Genomic DNA, 15083 nt, shown 5'->3' with positions numbered 1-15083 from the left:
TCAAAAGCCGTAAAAGCTCCGAAAGTCAAAACAGTGCCCCCTATAGGTATTTGTTCCTCCCGGAGGCTTAGGAAGCTTGCAACGCGCAAAGATTTGCGAAAGAGGGGGCCGCATCTGATTATGGCAAAGACAACTCCCCCCCTTCGCGAATTTTTCGCGCCCGTGCGCGCCCTGTTTGTCGGCGATGCCTCGGCAGGCATCCTGCTCATCGTGGTAGCTGCCGCGGCAATGGCGATGGCGAATTCGCCGCTGGCGTCCGAATACTTTCACTTGTTCCACGGCGCGCTGCCATGGACACCGATCGCCAAGCTGAACACCGCGCACCTATGGATCAACGACGGTTTGATGGCGATCTTCTTTTTCGTCGTCGGACTTGAGGTCAAGCGCGAATGGATCGAGGGCCAGCTCTCGACCAACGAACAGCGGCGCCTGCCCATCCTTGCCGCAGCGGCGGGGATGGCAATCCCGGCGCTCGTCTACTCCTTCTTTGTTTGGAATGAACCCGCCCGTCTGCTGGACGGTTGGGCAATTCCCGCCGCGACCGATATCGCCTTCGCGATGGGCGTTCTCGGGCTGCTCGGCAATCGGGTTCCAGCGTCGCTGCGACTGTTCCTGCTGACCGTAGCCATTGTCGATGATATCGGCGCGGTGCTGGTCATCGCCCTTGTCTATACGCCAGGCATCAAGCTGGCGTGGCTGATCGCCGCGCTCGTGACTGTCGGCGTCATGTTCGGGCTCAACCGGATGCGCATCACCAACACCGCGCTGTTCATCGGTCTCGCCATCGTGCTGTGGTACATGGTGCTCAATTCAGGCGTTCATGCGACCATTGCAGGGGTGGTCGCAGCGCTGACCATCCCGATGGTGGGCAAGAACGATAACACCATGCTCGAGCGCATCGAACATTCCATGGCGCCGTGGAGTGCCTACCTGATCGTGCCCATCTTCGGCTTCGCCAACGCCGGCGTTGCGCTGGCGGGTATCGGTCTCGCTGGAATCCTCGCGCCCTTGCCGATTGCGATCGCGGCAGGACTGTTCCTCGGCAAGCAGATCGGGATATTCAGCGCCATCTGGATTGCCGACCGGATCGGTTTTGCAGAACGCCCGCACAATGCGAGTTGGCCCGAGGTATGGGGTGTGTCAATCCTGTGTGGGATCGGCTTCACCATGTCGCTGTTTATCGGCGAACTCGCCTTCCCCGGTTACCGCCTGCTGATCGATGAAGCGAAGATCGGCACGTTGCTCGGCTCGCTCATCTCGGCGGTCGTCGGTTTCACGATCCTGCGCATGACTACAGCCCATCCCAAGGAGCGGTACGGCAACCAGGATTAGGCGGCGCGCGGGTTTACCACCCTACCAGCTGCCAGTGTTTTCCATGCTTGCCCAGGGTTCCTGCGGCGGCAGGTTGCCTTCCTGAAGAAGTTCGACAGAAATGCCGTCGGGCGAACGGACAAAGGCCATATGTCCATCGCGGGGCGGGCGGTTGATCGTCACCCCCGCGTCCATCAGCCGCTGACACGTTTCATAAACGTTATCGACGCGGTAAGCGAGATGGCCGAAGTTTCGCCCCCCGCTGTATTCTTCCGAAGCGCTGCCATCCTCTGGCGGCCAGTTGTACGTCAATTCGACTTCCGCTACCCCCTCTTGTCCCGGCGCCGCGAGAAAAATCAGGGTGAACCGGCCTTTCTCACTGTCGAAACGCCGCGTCTCCTCCAGGCCGATGAGGTTGAAGAACCTTACCGTGGCATCTGGATCGGAGACGCGGATCATGGTGTGGAGGTAATGGGTCATCTGGTAGTCGCCTTTTCGTTCAAAATCAGTTCATCGACAGAAATGCACATTTCATCGCAGATGAGGCGCCACGCCGAGTTACTCGAGGGACGATTCGATGAATGGACTTTCTGATCAAGCAACGGGCAGAGCAAGCGATGGTTCTCTCGAGCGCCGAAACTATTTCAAGGATCCACTAACGCTGCGCTGGCTCGGAACTGCTGCGATCCTTTCGGCAGGAATGATCGTTGGCGGCTACCTCCTCGGCAATGGACTGTTGCGCGCCAAGGAAGCCGAACATGCGGTGACCGTGCGCGGCCTTGCGGAACGTGACGTGACTGCAGATCTGGCGACCTGGACGATCTCCTATGCGACTACTTCAACTGACCTCGCCACCGCTCAGGAGAAAGTGCGCCAGGACACTGCAACGATCGAGAAATTCTTCGCCGACCTCGGCTTCCCCGGCGCTGAACTGCAGCCGACCGGGGCCAATGTCGCGAGCAACACCTATGAAGGGGTGACCAGCTATACGGTACGGCAGCGGCTGTCGCTGCGCACAACCGATATCGACCGCGCGCAGAAAGCTGTCAGCCGCCAGTTCGACCTGGTCAATCGAGGAGTATTCCTCGAGGAAGGGTCTGCCATGGCCTATTCATTCACGAAGCTGAACGAGATCAAGCCGGAGATGGTGGCGGAGGCCACTCGGGATGCGCGCTCGTCGGCGGAACAATTCGCGGAGGATAGCGGTACCGGTGTCGGCGCAATCAGCGACGCGACACAAGGGTATTTCACCATCGAGGCCCGCGACGGGGATGTCGGCGGCTGGGGTGTCTCCGATACACCGTTCAAAAAAGTCCGGGTGGTGACCACAGTCAACTTTCTGCTGAACTAAATAAAAGGGGTCCGCGCCGTTATGGCGCGAACCCCTTTTTGACTCTGTAACGTCCGCTTAGAAGCTGGCGCTCAGGGTGAACACGAAAGCGTCATCGACGAAATCGTAGGCGCCTACGGGGATGTCACCTTCGGCACCGATGTACGCAACACCAACGCTGACCGGACCGTAGACGGCTGCTTCCGCGCCGATCGACCAGTCGAAAGCCTTGCTGTCGTTGGTGTAGGTCAGGAAGCCATCGGTGTAACCCAGATGGCCGGTAACGGTGACCGGAGTGCCGGGAATGCCGACGCCGAGATCGGTGTAGAGATAGAGGTTGTCCGTCCCGCCAAGCGAATCCTGCTCGGGCGCATAGGCCACGCCGACAGTCGCTTCGGCAGGCCCAAAAGTGAAGCCGAGCGAGCTATAGAATTCGGTATAATCGAATTCGCCCGGACCAGCGTTGGGATAGATATACTGAATCACCCCGACGTCGAGCGCGAGCCCTTCGGTCACGTTGCCGCTCCATCCGCCATAGATGTCGAGTTCGGTTGCGCCGTACCCTACCGTGTCCTCATCCAGCGAGGACGCCCAGGTGCCAATGTAAAAGCCCGAATCGTGAGCAACATCGACGCCGCCCTGGATGGCAAGATCGCCGCCAGACAGGTCGACGCCGCGGAACCGGTATTCGCTGGCGATAGCGACGTTGGCAGAAACCGTAATCGACGATTCGCTTTCTTCCTGCGCAAAGGCCGGAACCGCGAAAAGTGCCGAAGTAGAAAGAATAGTTGCAGCGGTGAGGCTGCGAATGGACGTTAGCATGACAAACTTCCTTGTTTGTGTGAGTTGCTTCGTCCCACCTGCGTGTCTGCTGGCTGCATCATTTGCTGTGCGAACTCTAACAAATACGCAATAAACTTGCCGCATTGTTGTGCACCGCACAAGAGAAATTGCGCCTCTCGTCACGCGAAGACTTACACTGTGCTCTTTATGCACCATATGTTGGGCGATCGACGAAGCATCGCACCGATTGATTCAGCAATCCGACAGGCGTTGCACTGCAAGAAGGCCTCGCTTAAGCGCCGGACAGAATCGGCTACACAAGCAATTTCAGAATGTCGTCATAAAATTTTACCGCCGGGATCGAACGGCAGTGCCGTAGAGTTATCCAGTACCACAACCAGGTTTCCTAACCACGCCATGTTTGAATATTTTCGTCAGTTTTTCCGCTCCAAGCCTTCCGGACCCGCCGCACGGCTGCCCGAGGGTCAGCGGGCCTATGTTGTCGGCGATATCCACGGCAGGCTTGATCTGTTCGAAGAATTGGTCGCCGCCATCGAGCGGGACGATCGGGACGCCGGACCAGCTGAAACGACTATCATCCTCCTGGGCGATCTGGTGGACCGCGGACCTGACAGCGCCGGTGTGATCGACCGGGCACGCCGGCTGCAAGCATCGCGCAATGTCCGCATACTTGCGGGCAATCATGAGGAAATGTTCCTCCAGGCCTTTAACAACGTCAATATGCTACGGCACTTCCTGAAACATGGCGGCCGCGAAACCGTGCTTAGCTACGGGGTCGATCTCCAATCCTACAATGGAGCGTCGCTGGAAGAATTGCAGGCAATTATGGTGCGTTATGTGCCCGAGGCGGACCGCCAGTTCGTCCAGTCATTCGAAGAGTATCTGACGCTCGGCGATTATGCTTTCGTCCATGCCGGCATCAACCCGGAAGTGCCGCTGGAGGATCAGACACGTCAGGACCTGCTGTGGATTCGCGATCCGTTTCTCGGATTCTCCGGCGCGCATTCACATGTTATCGTGCACGGGCATACCATCGTCGAGAAAGTTGAAGAACGGGACAACCGGATCGGCATCGACACGGGCGCATACCGGTTCGGGCGGCTTACGGCGCTCGTCCTCGAAGGTGCCGAGAGGCGCTATATCCAAGCGGTCCAACGCGAAGGCAGTGTAAGCTCCGAGCACCTGCCGGTTGCGGCCTGAAAACGGCCCATTCACAACAAATCCCGTATAGTTCCTATCGGACCGCTCCGCCGCTCACCAAAGCAGCGGAGCCTGTCCGTATTACCCATCACCAGTAAGGGGTGACAGTCCAATATGCATAAGCGCGGCTCTGGTAGTCGCGGTCATACGCGGTGTCCCGTTCGGATTCGCCATAAGTTGGGGCGTTGCGAAGTTCGTCTTCGGTGACGTTCAGCTTGTACCCGCCGAGATCGGTGTCGTAGTCGAATTTTTCCCATGGCAGGCTGTGCAACTCACCGCCCATGCCAAGAAATGTGCCGACGGCAATCTCGACATCGCGGGCCTGGCCGCTTTCCTTCTCGATCATGATCCGGCGCACGGACCCCATCTTGTTGCCGTCTCGGCCAAACACGTCGGTGCCTTCAACACGGTCGCTTCCAATAAGGTTGCTACCGCGAACTCTTTCATCAAGCATCATGGCTTCTCTCCTTCGTCATGTAGCGCCGGAGCCGGGTCAAGGCGCTGCGAATAAAGGATAACCCCGGCTATACCTGACCAATGCAGACACCGGAAAATTGTTTCCGTTTCGCCGGGAGACGGGAGGGATAGCGAGACCATTAGAAAGGTCGAAATTGCCAGGGGGCCTGTAAGCCGGGTTCTGTCCTGCGCGCGGTATCCAAACCCAGGTTTCCCTGGGGGCGGACCGGCCGCGCAGGGGCAGCCATTCATCTAGACCGCATGTTGCCATACGGCTCAAGCAGCCAACCCGGACGATCGATGCAAAACACATCTGCCTCTGACGTAAAGCCATCGGCGCGCCGCCCCTATTTGGCTTTGCTCCGGACGGGGTTTACCATGCCGCTGCTGTTGCCAGCCGCGCGGTGCGCTCTTACCGCACCCTTTCACCCTTACCTCCGGTCCTTCGACAAGCTCAGGACGAGCTGAGGCGGTATACTCTCTGTGGCACTTTCCCTAGGTTTGGGACCCCAGGCTCGCACCCGGAGACTTTAACCCGGCGGGCATTACCCGCCGCCCTTGTTTCGTGGAGCCCGGACTTTCCTCGGTATCCTTGCGGATAACGCGGCTGCCCGGCCCCCTGGCAATTCCTATCTAGCGGTTCCGCGGTCGCGATCCAAGAGCAATTGGAAAAGGATGGCGCGCAACTGTCCGTCAATCTCGCCGTCGATACGGTGGGGGCGCCAACGTCGCTGAAACGCTTCGACCGCCTTGTGACCGTCGGTAATGTCGTAGCCCCAGCGTTCCAGCGCCATGTAGAACGCACCGTCGTTGTCGAACGGGTCGCCCATCCGGATGTCGGGAGTCGGCAGCGCGAGGCCATATTCCGCCAGGCGCTCCCACGGAAACAATTCGCCCGGATCGGTCTTGCGCGCCGGGGCAACGTCGGAATGGCCGATCACATTGGCACGCGGGATGTCGTATTCCTTCACGATCCGCGCCAACAGGGGAACCAGTGAATCAATCTGGGGCTCGGCGAATGGGCGGTAACCCAGGGCGTGGCCGGGGTGATCCAGTTCGATCCCGATGCTGGCGGAATTCACATCCTTGTGGCCGCGCCAGTAACTCGCGCCCGCGTGCCAGGCCCGCTTGTCCTCCGGAACCAACCGGGTAACCTCGCCCGCTTCACTAATCAGGTAATGCGCGCTGACCTCCGTATCGGGGTCGCACATGCGCTGCAGGGCCACCTCAGCATCGGCCATTTCGGTGTAATGGATCACGACCATCGAGATCGGCAGTTGCCGTTCGCCAAAGTTCGGCGATAACACTTCGCGGTGGACGAGTTCGTCCTTCACTGAAGGGGCCGCTCGTTCGCAGCGTGTCGAGCAAGTCCCCGCCGGAAGTTCACCCGATCATGCCTTCGGGTTGAGGCAATACAGCACCCAGCACCAGCGCTTCGTCGGTACGCTGGTACTGCAGCCCGCCGCCTGCCGCGTTCGCCACCATGTAAATCATGTGCGCCGGTGCGGTCCGGCTGGAGAGTTCGCTGGCGGGCAGCGTGCCTTCCAGCGCCTTGCCAATCGTATCGTCGAAGGCGATCTTCGGGCCAGCCGCGCGGACCACGATTTCGCTCGCCCCGTCACGCAGTTCCGCGCCGATATCCAGCGTTCCTCCGCGCACCAGTGCGTCGATTGCGATATGCGAGAAATTAAGCAGAACCTTGACCGCGTCCTTGGGCAGCTTGTCCGCAGCGAAAGCCCAGTTCACCTGCACCTTGGGCTTGTCCGCCACCAGCGCTTCGACCAGCGCCTTGGGCTCCTGGATGTCCACAAATTCGCCGAAGCCGCCCGCAGCGCCAAATGCCAGGCGGAAAAATTTCAACTTGTCGGTGCTGATCCTGGCACTTTGTTCGAGCAATTCGAAACACCGCGCACGCATTTCAGGGTCCTTCTCGTCCGCCAGCAGCTCCAGGCCGTTGCTCAGCGCGCCCACCGGACTTAGCAAGTCGTGACAAAGGCGGGAGCATAGCATTGCGGCAAGATCGACGGAGGCAGTGTTCATGCGAGAAAGTTTCCGGATTTGAGTGTGGTTAACCGTCTTAGCGGGCCGGGCAGCTATAGCCAACCGGTACGAAACCGGAAGGCCCATCGCGCCAGAACTCCACTCGGCCCAGCCCGATAATTGCCCAGATGCTCCCGTCTGCCGCCGCCATGGCGCGGTCAGTGGATGATGGCTCGGGCGGGCCGGCGGGGTGCGAGTGATAATACCCGAGGACTTGCGGACCGCCGCCGCGCGCGTCCCGGTATGCGTCGATCAAGGCGCGGGGGTCGATCTCGAAGCGGGCTTCCGGTTCTGAATGGACATTGGCGGCCGGACTGATGCGCTCGATATCGTGCCCATTCCCCAGGAGGATGCCGCACGCTTCGCGCGGGGCCGCCTTTGCCGCTTCGGCGTGAAGCGCACCGAGTAAACGGGCGGGAATTGTGACCTTCGTCGGATCTTCCATCGTGTCCGCCAGCCATAATGCAAAACTGTCCTTCGACAAGCCGCGGGGGAACGGATAGTGGGGCCGGGTGACTGACATCGAAACGATCACCGGGATATTGCCGGAACCCGCCCAGCGCTTGGACAAGGGGCTGGCCGAGGCGTCAGGCCTGTCGAGGGAGCGAATCAAGGCGCTGATGGCCGAGGGCGCGATCGTGGTCGGCAAGACCACCGCCTCCAACCCGTCCAAGAAGATGCAACCCGGGGCGCATTTCACCATCACCCTGCCCCCGCCGGTCGAAGCCGCTGCTCAGGCGCAGGACATCCCGCTCGATATTGTGTTCGAGGACGAGCACCTGATCGTGGTCAACAAGCCCGCGGGCCTGGTGGTGCATCCTGCCGCCGGGAACCATGACGGCACCTTGGTCAATGCCCTGCTGCACCATTGCCGCGGCCAGTTGTCCGGTATCGGAGGGGTGGCACGCCCCGGCATCGTCCACCGGATCGATAAGGACACTTCTGGTTTGCTGGTGGCTGCAAAAACTACTGCGGCACATGAAGGTCTGGCCCGGCAGTTCGCCGACCACTCGATCGAGCGGACGTATGTGGCAGTCTGCGCCGGACACCCCGCGCCGCCATCCGGGACCATCGAAAAGCGCATTGGCCGGTCGGATCACAACCGCAAGAAAATGATGACGCTGGATGATGTTTCGTCCCGCGGAAAGCGCGCGGTCACGCATTATAAGACCCTGAAACCCTTGCGGTTTTCAACGCTGATTGAATGCCGCCTCGAAACTGGCCGCACCCACCAGGTACGGGTTCATCTTTCGTCAATCGGACACCCGCTATTAGGGGATCCAATCTATGGACGGACACCTTCGCAATTACGGCCGGTTTTACGCGATCTCGGCTTTGCCCGGCAGGCACTTCACGCCGCCTCGCTTGGCTTCCTCCACCCGGTTACGGATGAAAAGCACGAATTTCACGCCGAAATGCCCGCGGATATGAGGGAACTGATCGACGAAACCGTTCGTTTAAATCGATGAAACGCGCTTCAAGACGCGAAGAAATCCTCTATATGTAACCATGTGGCCCGCACGGACGGATGCCCATCAGGGGTCTGGCATCGCGAGTCGACGCAAGAAAGGTTAGGGAAGAAGTGAGCACCAAGAAAAGTTTAACCGTTCCGGCACTCAGCGGTGAGCAGAGCATCAACCGCTATCTGGCCGAGATCAAGAAATTCCCCATTCTGACGCCCGAGCAGGAATACATGCTCGCCAAGCGTTATGCCGAACATGAAGATCCCGAGGCGGCAGCGCAGCTGGTAACCTCGCACCTGCGGCTCGTGGCGAAAATCGCCATGGGTTACCGCGGTTATGGCTTGCCCGTCAGTGACCTGATTTCCGAAGGGAATGTTGGGCTGATGCAGGGCGTCAAGAAATTCGAACCCGATCGCGGCTTTCGCCTCGCCACCTATGCGATGTGGTGGATCAAGGCGAGCATGCAGGAATTCATCCTGCGCAGCTGGTCGCTGGTCAAGATGGGCACAACCGCCGCACAGAAGAAACTGTTCTTCAACTTGCGCCGGATGAAGAAACAGCTCGAAGCCTATGAGGATTCGGACCTCCACCCCGATGACGTGACCAAGATTGCGACCGATCTGGGCGTTCCGGAGCAGGAAGTCATCAACATGAACCGCCGGATGATGATGGGCGGCGATGCGTCCCTCAACGTCCAGATGCGCGGCGATGAAGATGGTGGTGGCCAGTGGCAGGATTGGCTCACCGACGACGGTCCGTTGCAGGACGAGATGGTTGCGGAAGCCGAAGAAGCTTCGGTTAGGCATGAGATGCTGGGCGAAGCGATGGATAGCCTCAACGACCGTGAAAAACACATCTTGACCGAGCGGCGCCTGACGGACAATCCGCAGACGCTGGAAGAACTCAGCCAGGTGTATTCCGTCAGCCGCGAACGTATTCGCCAGATCGAAGTGCGCGCGTTTGAAAAGCTGCAGAAGGCGATGAAAACAATCGCAGGCGAACGGCTGATGCCAACCGCAGCTTAATCCTCACTGCATAATCATGGACGGCCCCGATCGCGAAACAGCGATCGGGGCCGTTTTTGTTTGGCCGAGTGTACCGGAGGTTGTTATCACTCCGCGATGATCCGGGCTGCCAAACTACTCGTCAAAATCGTTCTATGGTTCATCGGCATCAGTCTCGCGCTGGTGCTGCTGTTCAAATTCGTGCCGCCGCCGGTCACCGCCACCATGATCCTCAACGGTGACGGGATTACCAAGGACTGGGAATCACTCGGCAACATCGATCGCAACATGGTGACCGCGGTGATCGCTGCGGAGGACGGAAAGTTTTGCAGTCACAACGGCTTCGACCAGGAAGCGATCGAGCAGGCCATCAAGCGTAACGCCGAAGGTGGCCGCATCCGCGGGGGTTCTACGATCAGCCAGCAAACCGCAAAGAATGTCTTCCTGTGGCAAGGCGGGGGCTATTTCCGCAAAGGGCTGGAAGCGTGGTTCACTTTCCTGATCGAAACGATCTGGGGCAAACAGCGGATCATGGAAGTGTACCTTAATGTCGCGGAGACCGGCATCGGAACTTACGGGGCGGAAGCCGGGGCGCAGCGCTATTTCCAGCATTCCGCCGCGCGCCTGACCAAGACCGAAGCGGCGCGTATGGCTGCGGCCCTCCCCTTGCCGCAGAAACGATCCGTAACCAATCCGAAAGGCTTCACCCGCCGTTACGGTAACACTATCGCAGCCCGGATGGGTGTGGTCCGGCGTGACGGGCTCGACGCCTGCGTGTACGACTGACCCCGATGGGCAGCGGACATTCTCACAATCACGGGCACGCGCACGCGCATGGGCATTCGCACGCCCATGGACACGGGCATGCGCCAGCCGATTTCACCAACGCCTTTGCTATCGGGGTGGTCCTGAACACCGGCTTCGTCATTATTGAGGCTGCCTACGGGTTCTGGTCCGGCTCGATGGCTCTTATTGCCGACGCCGGGCATAATCTGTCCGATGTGCTGAGCCTGCTGCTCGCCTGGGCCGCGAGCGTGCTGGCCAAGCGCGCACCTTCGCAGCGCTTCACCTATGGCTTCAAGAGTTCGACCATCCTCGCGGCGATGGCCAATGCGGGCCTGCTGATGGTGGCCTTGGGCGCGATCCTGTTCGAAACGATCAACCGGCTGGCCGATCCCGCACCGGTAGCCGGCATGACCATGGTGATCGTGGCCGGAATCGGCATCGCCGTGAACACCGGCACCGCCTTGCTGTTCATGCGGGGGCGCAAGGACGATCTCAATATCCGCGGCGCGTTCTTGCACATGGCGGCCGATGCACTGGTGTCTGTCGGAGTTGTGGTGGCTGGAATCGCCATCCTGCTGACCGGCGCATGGTGGATCGATCCGGTCACCAGCCTAGTTATAGTGGCGGTTATTGCCTGGGGCACATGGGGGCTCCTGAGGGACAGCGTGAAGATGGGCCTGCTCGCCGTGCCCGAAGGTATCGAGGAGGGCGAAGTCCGAAATTTTCTTTCCAGCCTCCCTGGCGTTGATGCCGTGCACGACCTCCACATCTGGGCGATGAGCACTACCGAGACGGCGCTGACCGCACATCTCGTCATGCCCGCTGGCGCAACCGGAGACGGATTTCTCCGCGATGTATCGGACCGGCTGGCGCATGATTTCCGGATCGGGCATACGACTATCCAGATTGAAACCACACGGGACTGCGACAGCTGTTGACGATGAGCGAACCAGACCCGACCCTGAACAATGCCGACCTCGCCCGCGCCCAGCTACGCGAAGCGATGGCCCAGCTCGCCAGCGGCGACCGCGGCGCACTGGAACGCATCTACCAGGCGACCTCCGCGAAACTATTCGGCATCTGCCTCCGTATCTTGGGTGACAGGGGCGAGGCGGAGGATGCATTGCAGGACGTGTATGTCAGCCTGTGGCAACGGGCGAAAAATTATGATCCCGAGAGGGGGAGCCCGATTAGCTGGCTCGCGGTGTTCGCGCGCAACCGCGCGGTTGACCGCCTTCGCAAGGGCAAGGTGCGAAGCGGTGCGGTGGCGGTGGACGAAGCTGCGGGCATCCCCGACCGCCGGCCTCTGGCCGACGCGGTGCTGGAAAGCTCCGAACGCAGCGCGCGGGTCCATCATTGCATCGGGACCCTTGAAGAACGCCAGCAGGACGCGATCCGGACCGCGTTTTTCGAAGGAACGACTTATGCGGAACTGGCCGAGAAACGCGGTGTGCCACTGGGAACAATGAAAAGCTGGGTTCGGCGCGGCCTGGCCCGGCTGAAAAGGTGTCTCGAAGAATGACAGAGCCCGAACTGCCAGAGCGCGAGGTACTCGCCGCCGAATATGTGCTGGGCCTGCTTGACGCGGAAGCCCGGCTGAACGCACGCGGTCTGATGGCAAGTGATGCCGCCTTCGCTGCGTCGGTCGCGTATTGGGAAGATCGGTTGGCGCCGCTGCTCGGTGCGATCCCTCCGGCAGCGCCCGGCAGCGATGTGTGGGAACGCATCCAGGCCGCGCTGGATCAGAACGACCTTGCCGACGAACCAGTGATTGAAGTGCTCGCGCTCCGCCGCAGAGTCCGTCAATGGAAAATTGCCACCGGCTTTGCTGCAGCGGCTGCGGTCGTGTTGGCATTCCTTGCGCTGCCTGCGACCCGCAATCCGGGCCCGGACGCGCTTCCCGCGCAGCAGATTGCCACGGCCGACCCCCTCGTGGCATCGATCCCGATTGGCGATACACCGCTGCGTCTGGGCGTGACGTACCTGCCGGACCGCGAGGAAATGCTGGTATCCGCCAGCGGGCTGACGGCGGACGGAGTGCACGACCATGAATTGTGGCTCGTGACACCCGGTGAAGACGCTAAATCGCTCGGCGTGGTCGTGCCGGGGGAAGAGCGGCGGATGTCCGTCGACGAGGCACTTGCACAGCGCATCGAAGCCGGTGCGGAACTGGTCCTCACCCGCGAACCACTGGGCGGGGCTGTGCCCGGAACCGATGCTGGCCCGATGGTGGCCAGCGGCAAACTGCAAGCGGCGCGAACCTGACCTCGCATTTTTTGCATCCATCGGCGGAGGCGCTGCGTATCTTCCGCACAAGCTAAAACGGCTTGCGATCGATGGAGATAGATATGCCGAGCAAATTTCAAAGACTGGCGGTCCCCCTTACCGCCTTCGCAATCATGGGCAGCGGCTGCACCACCATGGACAGTGGCATGGATTCGGGCATGCAGTCCGCCAGTGCCAGCAGCGAACAAACAGTGATGGTTGGCGGTGCGGAAATGTTCCCGACCCGCAACATCATCGAGAACGCCGTAAATTCGGCGGATCACACCACCTTGGTTGCCGCGGTGAAGGCTGCCGGCCTGGTTGAGACCCTGTCTGGCCCCGGCCCGTTCACGGTCTTCGCGCCGACCAACGCAGCATTCGCAAAGCTGCCCGCAGGCACCGTAGACACGCTCCTGAAGCCGGAAAACAAGGCAGCATTGTCCGGCGTGCTGACCTATCATGTTGTTCCCGGCCGCGTGACGGCCCGTGATCTGATGCGCATGATCGACGCAGGCGGCGGCATGGCGCAGCTTAAAACGGTGAACGGCGGAACGCTGACGGCGCGCCTCTCGGGCGGCAATGTCGTGCTGGTTGATGCCAAGGGCGGCACGGCCACCGTAACCCAAGCGGACGTGATGCAGTCCAACGGCGTGATCCACGTGACCAACGCGGTTTCGCTGCCTGGCTAAGTCCTGGCTAAGTTATAGCCAACCATTTCGGATGCGGCGTTATCCCCTCACCCGCGTCCAACGATCCCGTCCGGTGCCACTTGGGCCGGACGGGATTTTCCGTTCGGGCGCTGGAATGCGACATAGCGGTTTATCGCAAAAGGCGGCTGAGACACTTGGCTGAACCATTCGACGTCGAACCCGCCAAGGAATCCGAGTTTACGGATCAGTTCGTCCCAATACGGCATCTCTTCATGCGCGAATATCACATCGCCAGCGTCAGCTTTGCCAACAAGCGCAATTTCGCAGCAGATCAGATCGCTGGTCACCTCGTCGCGCTTGAAGAATTCGACCCGGCCTACTGATGAAAGCAGGAAGGGCGGCAAACTAAGCCGCCTTTTCCTTCTTCGCTTTCGCACCCATCACCCGCACGGGATCCTTGCGGCCTTCGACCACATCCTTGTCGATCACGATCTCGGTGACGCCTTCCATATCGGGCAGGTCGAACATGGTATCGAGCAGAAGACCTTCCACGATCGAGCGTAGCCCGCGCGCGCCAGTCTTCCGCAGAATCGCCTTTTCCGCGATCGTTTCGAGCGCATCCTGGGTGAAGGTCAGTTCGACATCTTCCAGTTCGAACAGCTTGGCGTACTGCTTCGCCAGCGCGTTCTTGGGCTGGCTGAGGATCTCGACCAGTGCGCCCACATCCAGATCGCGCAGAGTGGCGATCACCGGCAAACGGCCGACGAACTCAGGGATTAGCCCGAATTTGAGCAGGTCTTCCGGCTCGGCCTTTTCCAGCAACTCGCCGACGCGGCGCTTGTCCGGATCGGCAACATGGTTGCCGAAACCAATGCTGCGCTTCTGCAACCTGTCCGCAATGATCTTGTCCAGTCCGGAGAACGCGCCGCCGCAGATGAACAGGATGTTGGTCGTATCGACCTGCAGGAATTCCTGCTGCGGATGCTTGCGCCCACCCTGCGGCGGGACGGAAGCAGTGGTGCCTTCCATCAGCTTGAGCAACGCTTGCTGCACGCCTTCGCCCGACACGTCACGGGTGATCGAGGGATTTTCGGCCTTGCGGGTGATCTTGTCGATTTCATCGATATAGACGATCCCGTGCTGCGCCTTGTCGACGTTGTAATCCGAAGACTGGAGCAACTTCAGGATGATGTTCTCGACATCCTCGCCCACGTAACCAGCTTCGGTCAGGGTCGTCGCGTCGGCCATGGTAAACGGCACGTCAAAGGTCCGGGCCAGCGTCTGCGCGAGCAGCGTCTTTCCGCAGCCGGTGGGGCCAACCAGAAGGATGTTCGATTTCGCCAGTTCGACGTCGCCGGCCTTGCCGCCATGCTTCAGCCGCTTGTAATGGTTGTGCACGGCCACCGACAGCACGCGCTTGGCGCGGTCCTGCCCGATCACATAATCGTTGAGCGTGGTGAAGATATCCATTGGTGTGGGAACGTCGCCATCCTTGCGGCCAGCAATGCCCGCCTTGGTTTCTTCGCGGATGATGTCGTTGCACAGCTCCACGCACTCGTCGCAGATGAACACGGTCGGTCCCGCGATCAGCTTGCGCACTTCATGCTGCGATTTCCCGCAGAAACTGCAGTAAAGAGTACTCTTGGAATCAGTTCCGCTCAATTTGGTCATTTCCCGTGTTCCCGAATCCCCGCGCCGAAACGACGGGCAAGGATTCTACCGACTGTATAGCCGGATTGCCGATAATCAACATCTAGCGCTAACATACGCCATC

18 protein-coding genes and 1 other RNA gene are annotated in these 15083 nt (G+C 60.2%); 10 read left to right on the top strand and 9 right to left on the bottom strand.

What is annotated here, in order from left to right; translation table 11 throughout:
- The first annotated feature begins 120 nt into the window (after nucleotides 1-120).
- Nucleotides 121-1332 carry a Na+/H+ antiporter NhaA gene (nhaA, locus tag GRI65_RS11630; RefSeq protein ID WP_160756739.1) on the top strand — a complete coding sequence of 404 codons (1212 nt, stop codon included), beginning with the start codon at nucleotides 121-123 and terminating at the stop codon, nucleotides 1330-1332.
- Nucleotides 1333-1353: 21 nt separating this feature from the next.
- Here nhaA and GRI65_RS11625 read toward each other — a convergent pair whose 3' ends face one another.
- Nucleotides 1354-1791: a VOC family protein gene (locus tag GRI65_RS11625; RefSeq protein ID WP_160756738.1), complete on the bottom strand. Its 438-nt coding sequence runs from the start codon at nucleotides 1789-1791 to the stop codon at nucleotides 1354-1356.
- A gap of 220 nt (nucleotides 1792-2011) precedes the next feature.
- Here GRI65_RS11625 and GRI65_RS11620 point away from each other — a divergent pair, with 220 nt between their 5' ends.
- Nucleotides 2012-2662 carry an SIMPL domain-containing protein gene (locus GRI65_RS11620; protein WP_232844160.1) on the top strand — a complete coding sequence of 217 codons (651 nt, stop codon included), beginning with the start codon at nucleotides 2012-2014 and terminating at the stop codon, nucleotides 2660-2662.
- A 57-nt stretch (nucleotides 2663-2719) separates the two neighbouring features.
- Here GRI65_RS11620 and GRI65_RS11615 read toward each other — a convergent pair whose 3' ends face one another.
- Nucleotides 2720-3463: a TorF family putative porin gene (locus tag GRI65_RS11615; protein WP_160756736.1), complete on the bottom strand. Its 744-nt coding sequence runs from the start codon at nucleotides 3461-3463 to the stop codon at nucleotides 2720-2722.
- Between the two features lie 378 nt (nucleotides 3464-3841).
- Between GRI65_RS11615 and GRI65_RS11610 the strand changes: the two genes are divergently transcribed.
- A complete protein-coding gene (locus tag GRI65_RS11610) occupies nucleotides 3842-4645 on the top strand; it encodes a metallophosphoesterase family protein (protein WP_160756735.1) in 804 nt (267 codons plus the stop codon).
- Nucleotides 4646-4733: 88 nt separating this feature from the next.
- On the opposite strand, the gene GRI65_RS11605 is transcribed toward GRI65_RS11610, so the two are convergent.
- The 5 genes from GRI65_RS11605 to GRI65_RS11585 form a co-directional block, all read right to left on the bottom strand.
- On the bottom strand, nucleotides 4734-5102 hold the full coding sequence (locus GRI65_RS11605) for a PRC-barrel domain-containing protein (RefSeq protein WP_232844117.1): 369 nt from the start codon (nucleotides 5100-5102) through the stop codon (nucleotides 4734-4736).
- A 153-nt stretch (nucleotides 5103-5255) separates the two neighbouring features.
- Nucleotides 5256-5724: RNase P RNA component class A (gene rnpB / locus GRI65_RS11600), an RNA gene on the bottom strand.
- Nucleotides 5725-5730: 6 nt separating this feature from the next.
- On the bottom strand, nucleotides 5731-6435 hold the full coding sequence (locus GRI65_RS11595) for an N-acetylmuramoyl-L-alanine amidase (RefSeq protein WP_160756734.1): 705 nt from the start codon (nucleotides 6433-6435) through the stop codon (nucleotides 5731-5733).
- A 49-nt stretch (nucleotides 6436-6484) separates the two neighbouring features.
- Nucleotides 6485-7141 carry a histidine phosphotransferase family protein gene (locus GRI65_RS11590; RefSeq protein WP_160756733.1) on the bottom strand — a complete coding sequence of 219 codons (657 nt, stop codon included), beginning with the start codon at nucleotides 7139-7141 and terminating at the stop codon, nucleotides 6485-6487.
- A gap of 37 nt (nucleotides 7142-7178) precedes the next feature.
- Nucleotides 7179-7664 (bottom strand): M67 family metallopeptidase, encoded by a 486-nt coding sequence (locus GRI65_RS11585; RefSeq protein ID WP_232844116.1) that lies wholly within the window; start codon nucleotides 7662-7664, stop codon nucleotides 7179-7181.
- Between GRI65_RS11585 and GRI65_RS11580 the strand changes: the two genes are divergently transcribed.
- From GRI65_RS11580 to GRI65_RS11550, 7 genes are all read left to right on the top strand, one after another.
- Nucleotides 7654-8610 carry an RluA family pseudouridine synthase gene (locus GRI65_RS11580; protein ID WP_160756732.1) on the top strand — a complete coding sequence of 319 codons (957 nt, stop codon included), beginning with the start codon at nucleotides 7654-7656 and terminating at the stop codon, nucleotides 8608-8610. The two genes, GRI65_RS11585 and GRI65_RS11580, sit on opposite strands and share 11 nt — an antisense overlap.
- Before the next feature lie 59 nt (nucleotides 8611-8669).
- On the top strand, nucleotides 8670-9629 hold the full coding sequence (rpoH, locus tag GRI65_RS11575) for an RNA polymerase sigma factor RpoH (protein WP_160756731.1): 960 nt from the start codon (nucleotides 8670-8672) through the stop codon (nucleotides 9627-9629).
- Between the two features lie 96 nt (nucleotides 9630-9725).
- Nucleotides 9726-10394 carry a monofunctional biosynthetic peptidoglycan transglycosylase gene (mtgA, locus tag GRI65_RS11570; protein WP_160756730.1) on the top strand — a complete coding sequence of 223 codons (669 nt, stop codon included), beginning with the start codon at nucleotides 9726-9728 and terminating at the stop codon, nucleotides 10392-10394.
- Between the two features lie 5 nt (nucleotides 10395-10399).
- Nucleotides 10400-11332, top strand: coding sequence for a cation diffusion facilitator family transporter (locus GRI65_RS11565; protein WP_160756729.1), 933 nt, complete (start codon nucleotides 10400-10402; stop codon nucleotides 11330-11332).
- 2 nt (nucleotides 11333-11334) lie between these two features.
- Complete coding sequence (locus GRI65_RS11560; protein ID WP_160756728.1) at nucleotides 11335-11916, top strand: sigma-70 family RNA polymerase sigma factor; 582 nt, start codon at nucleotides 11335-11337, stop codon at nucleotides 11914-11916.
- Nucleotides 11913-12659, top strand: a complete 747-nt coding sequence (locus tag GRI65_RS11555; RefSeq protein ID WP_160756727.1) for an anti-sigma factor — start codon at nucleotides 11913-11915, stop codon at nucleotides 12657-12659. The genes GRI65_RS11560 and GRI65_RS11555 overlap by 4 nt, the downstream gene beginning before the upstream one ends.
- Before the next feature lie 155 nt (nucleotides 12660-12814).
- Nucleotides 12815-13348 carry a fasciclin domain-containing protein gene (locus GRI65_RS11550; protein ID WP_408609053.1) on the top strand — a complete coding sequence of 178 codons (534 nt, stop codon included), beginning with the start codon at nucleotides 12815-12817 and terminating at the stop codon, nucleotides 13346-13348.
- Nucleotides 13349-13395: 47 nt separating this feature from the next.
- On the opposite strand, the gene GRI65_RS11545 is transcribed toward GRI65_RS11550, so the two are convergent.
- The gene (locus tag GRI65_RS11545; RefSeq protein ID WP_160756725.1) at nucleotides 13396-13575 is read right to left on the bottom strand and encodes a hypothetical protein; all 180 of its coding nucleotides are present in this window, start codon (nucleotides 13573-13575) and stop codon (nucleotides 13396-13398) included.
- A gap of 139 nt (nucleotides 13576-13714) precedes the next feature.
- On the bottom strand, nucleotides 13715-14980 hold the full coding sequence (gene clpX, locus GRI65_RS11540) for an ATP-dependent Clp protease ATP-binding subunit ClpX (protein WP_160756724.1): 1266 nt from the start codon (nucleotides 14978-14980) through the stop codon (nucleotides 13715-13717).
- Nucleotides 14981-15083: the final 103 nt, after the last annotated feature.

Origin of the sequence: Allopontixanthobacter sediminis (genome assembly GCF_009828115.1) — a bacterium.
Lineage (GTDB): Bacteria > Pseudomonadota > Alphaproteobacteria > Sphingomonadales > Sphingomonadaceae > Allopontixanthobacter > Allopontixanthobacter sediminis.
The sequence above is the reverse complement of the archived record's forward strand: the minus strand, read 5'-3'. Positions and strand labels throughout refer to the sequence as shown.

What these genes read in the sequence shown, in the direction of transcription:
- mtgA (WP_160756730.1), top strand. Translation starts at nt 9,726, where the DNA reads ATGATCCGGGCTGCCAAACTACTCGTCAAAATCGTTCTATGGTTCATC.
- GRI65_RS11615 (WP_160756736.1), bottom strand. Translation starts at nt 3,463, where the DNA reads ATGCTAACGTCCATTCGCAGCCTCACCGCTGCAACTATTCTTTCTACT.
- GRI65_RS11560 (WP_160756728.1), top strand. Translation starts at nt 11,335, where the DNA reads ATGAGCGAACCAGACCCGACCCTGAACAATGCCGACCTCGCCCGCGCC.
- nhaA (WP_160756739.1), top strand. Translation starts at nt 121, where the DNA reads ATGGCAAAGACAACTCCCCCCCTTCGCGAATTTTTCGCGCCCGTGCGC.
- GRI65_RS11625 (WP_160756738.1), bottom strand. Translation starts at nt 1,791, where the DNA reads ATGACCCATTACCTCCACACCATGATCCGCGTCTCCGATCCAGATGCC.
- GRI65_RS11555 (WP_160756727.1), top strand. Translation starts at nt 11,913, where the DNA reads ATGACAGAGCCCGAACTGCCAGAGCGCGAGGTACTCGCCGCCGAATAT.
- GRI65_RS11585 (WP_232844116.1), bottom strand. Translation starts at nt 7,664, where the DNA reads ATGTCAGTCACCCGGCCCCACTATCCGTTCCCCCGCGGCTTGTCGAAG.
- GRI65_RS11590 (WP_160756733.1), bottom strand. Translation starts at nt 7,141, where the DNA reads ATGAACACTGCCTCCGTCGATCTTGCCGCAATGCTATGCTCCCGCCTT.
- GRI65_RS11620 (WP_232844160.1), top strand. Translation starts at nt 2,012, where the DNA reads ATGATCGTTGGCGGCTACCTCCTCGGCAATGGACTGTTGCGCGCCAAG.
- rpoH (WP_160756731.1), top strand. Translation starts at nt 8,670, where the DNA reads ATGCCCATCAGGGGTCTGGCATCGCGAGTCGACGCAAGAAAGGTTAGG.
- GRI65_RS11565 (WP_160756729.1), top strand. Translation starts at nt 10,400, where the DNA reads ATGGGCAGCGGACATTCTCACAATCACGGGCACGCGCACGCGCATGGG.
- clpX (WP_160756724.1), bottom strand. Translation starts at nt 14,980, where the DNA reads ATGACCAAATTGAGCGGAACTGATTCCAAGAGTACTCTTTACTGCAGT.
- GRI65_RS11550 (WP_408609053.1), top strand. Translation starts at nt 12,815, where the DNA reads ATGGACAGTGGCATGGATTCGGGCATGCAGTCCGCCAGTGCCAGCAGC.
- GRI65_RS11545 (WP_160756725.1), bottom strand. Translation starts at nt 13,575, where the DNA reads ATGCCGTATTGGGACGAACTGATCCGTAAACTCGGATTCCTTGGCGGG.
- GRI65_RS11610 (WP_160756735.1), top strand. Translation starts at nt 3,842, where the DNA reads ATGTTTGAATATTTTCGTCAGTTTTTCCGCTCCAAGCCTTCCGGACCC.
- GRI65_RS11605 (WP_232844117.1), bottom strand. Translation starts at nt 5,102, where the DNA reads ATGATGCTTGATGAAAGAGTTCGCGGTAGCAACCTTATTGGAAGCGAC.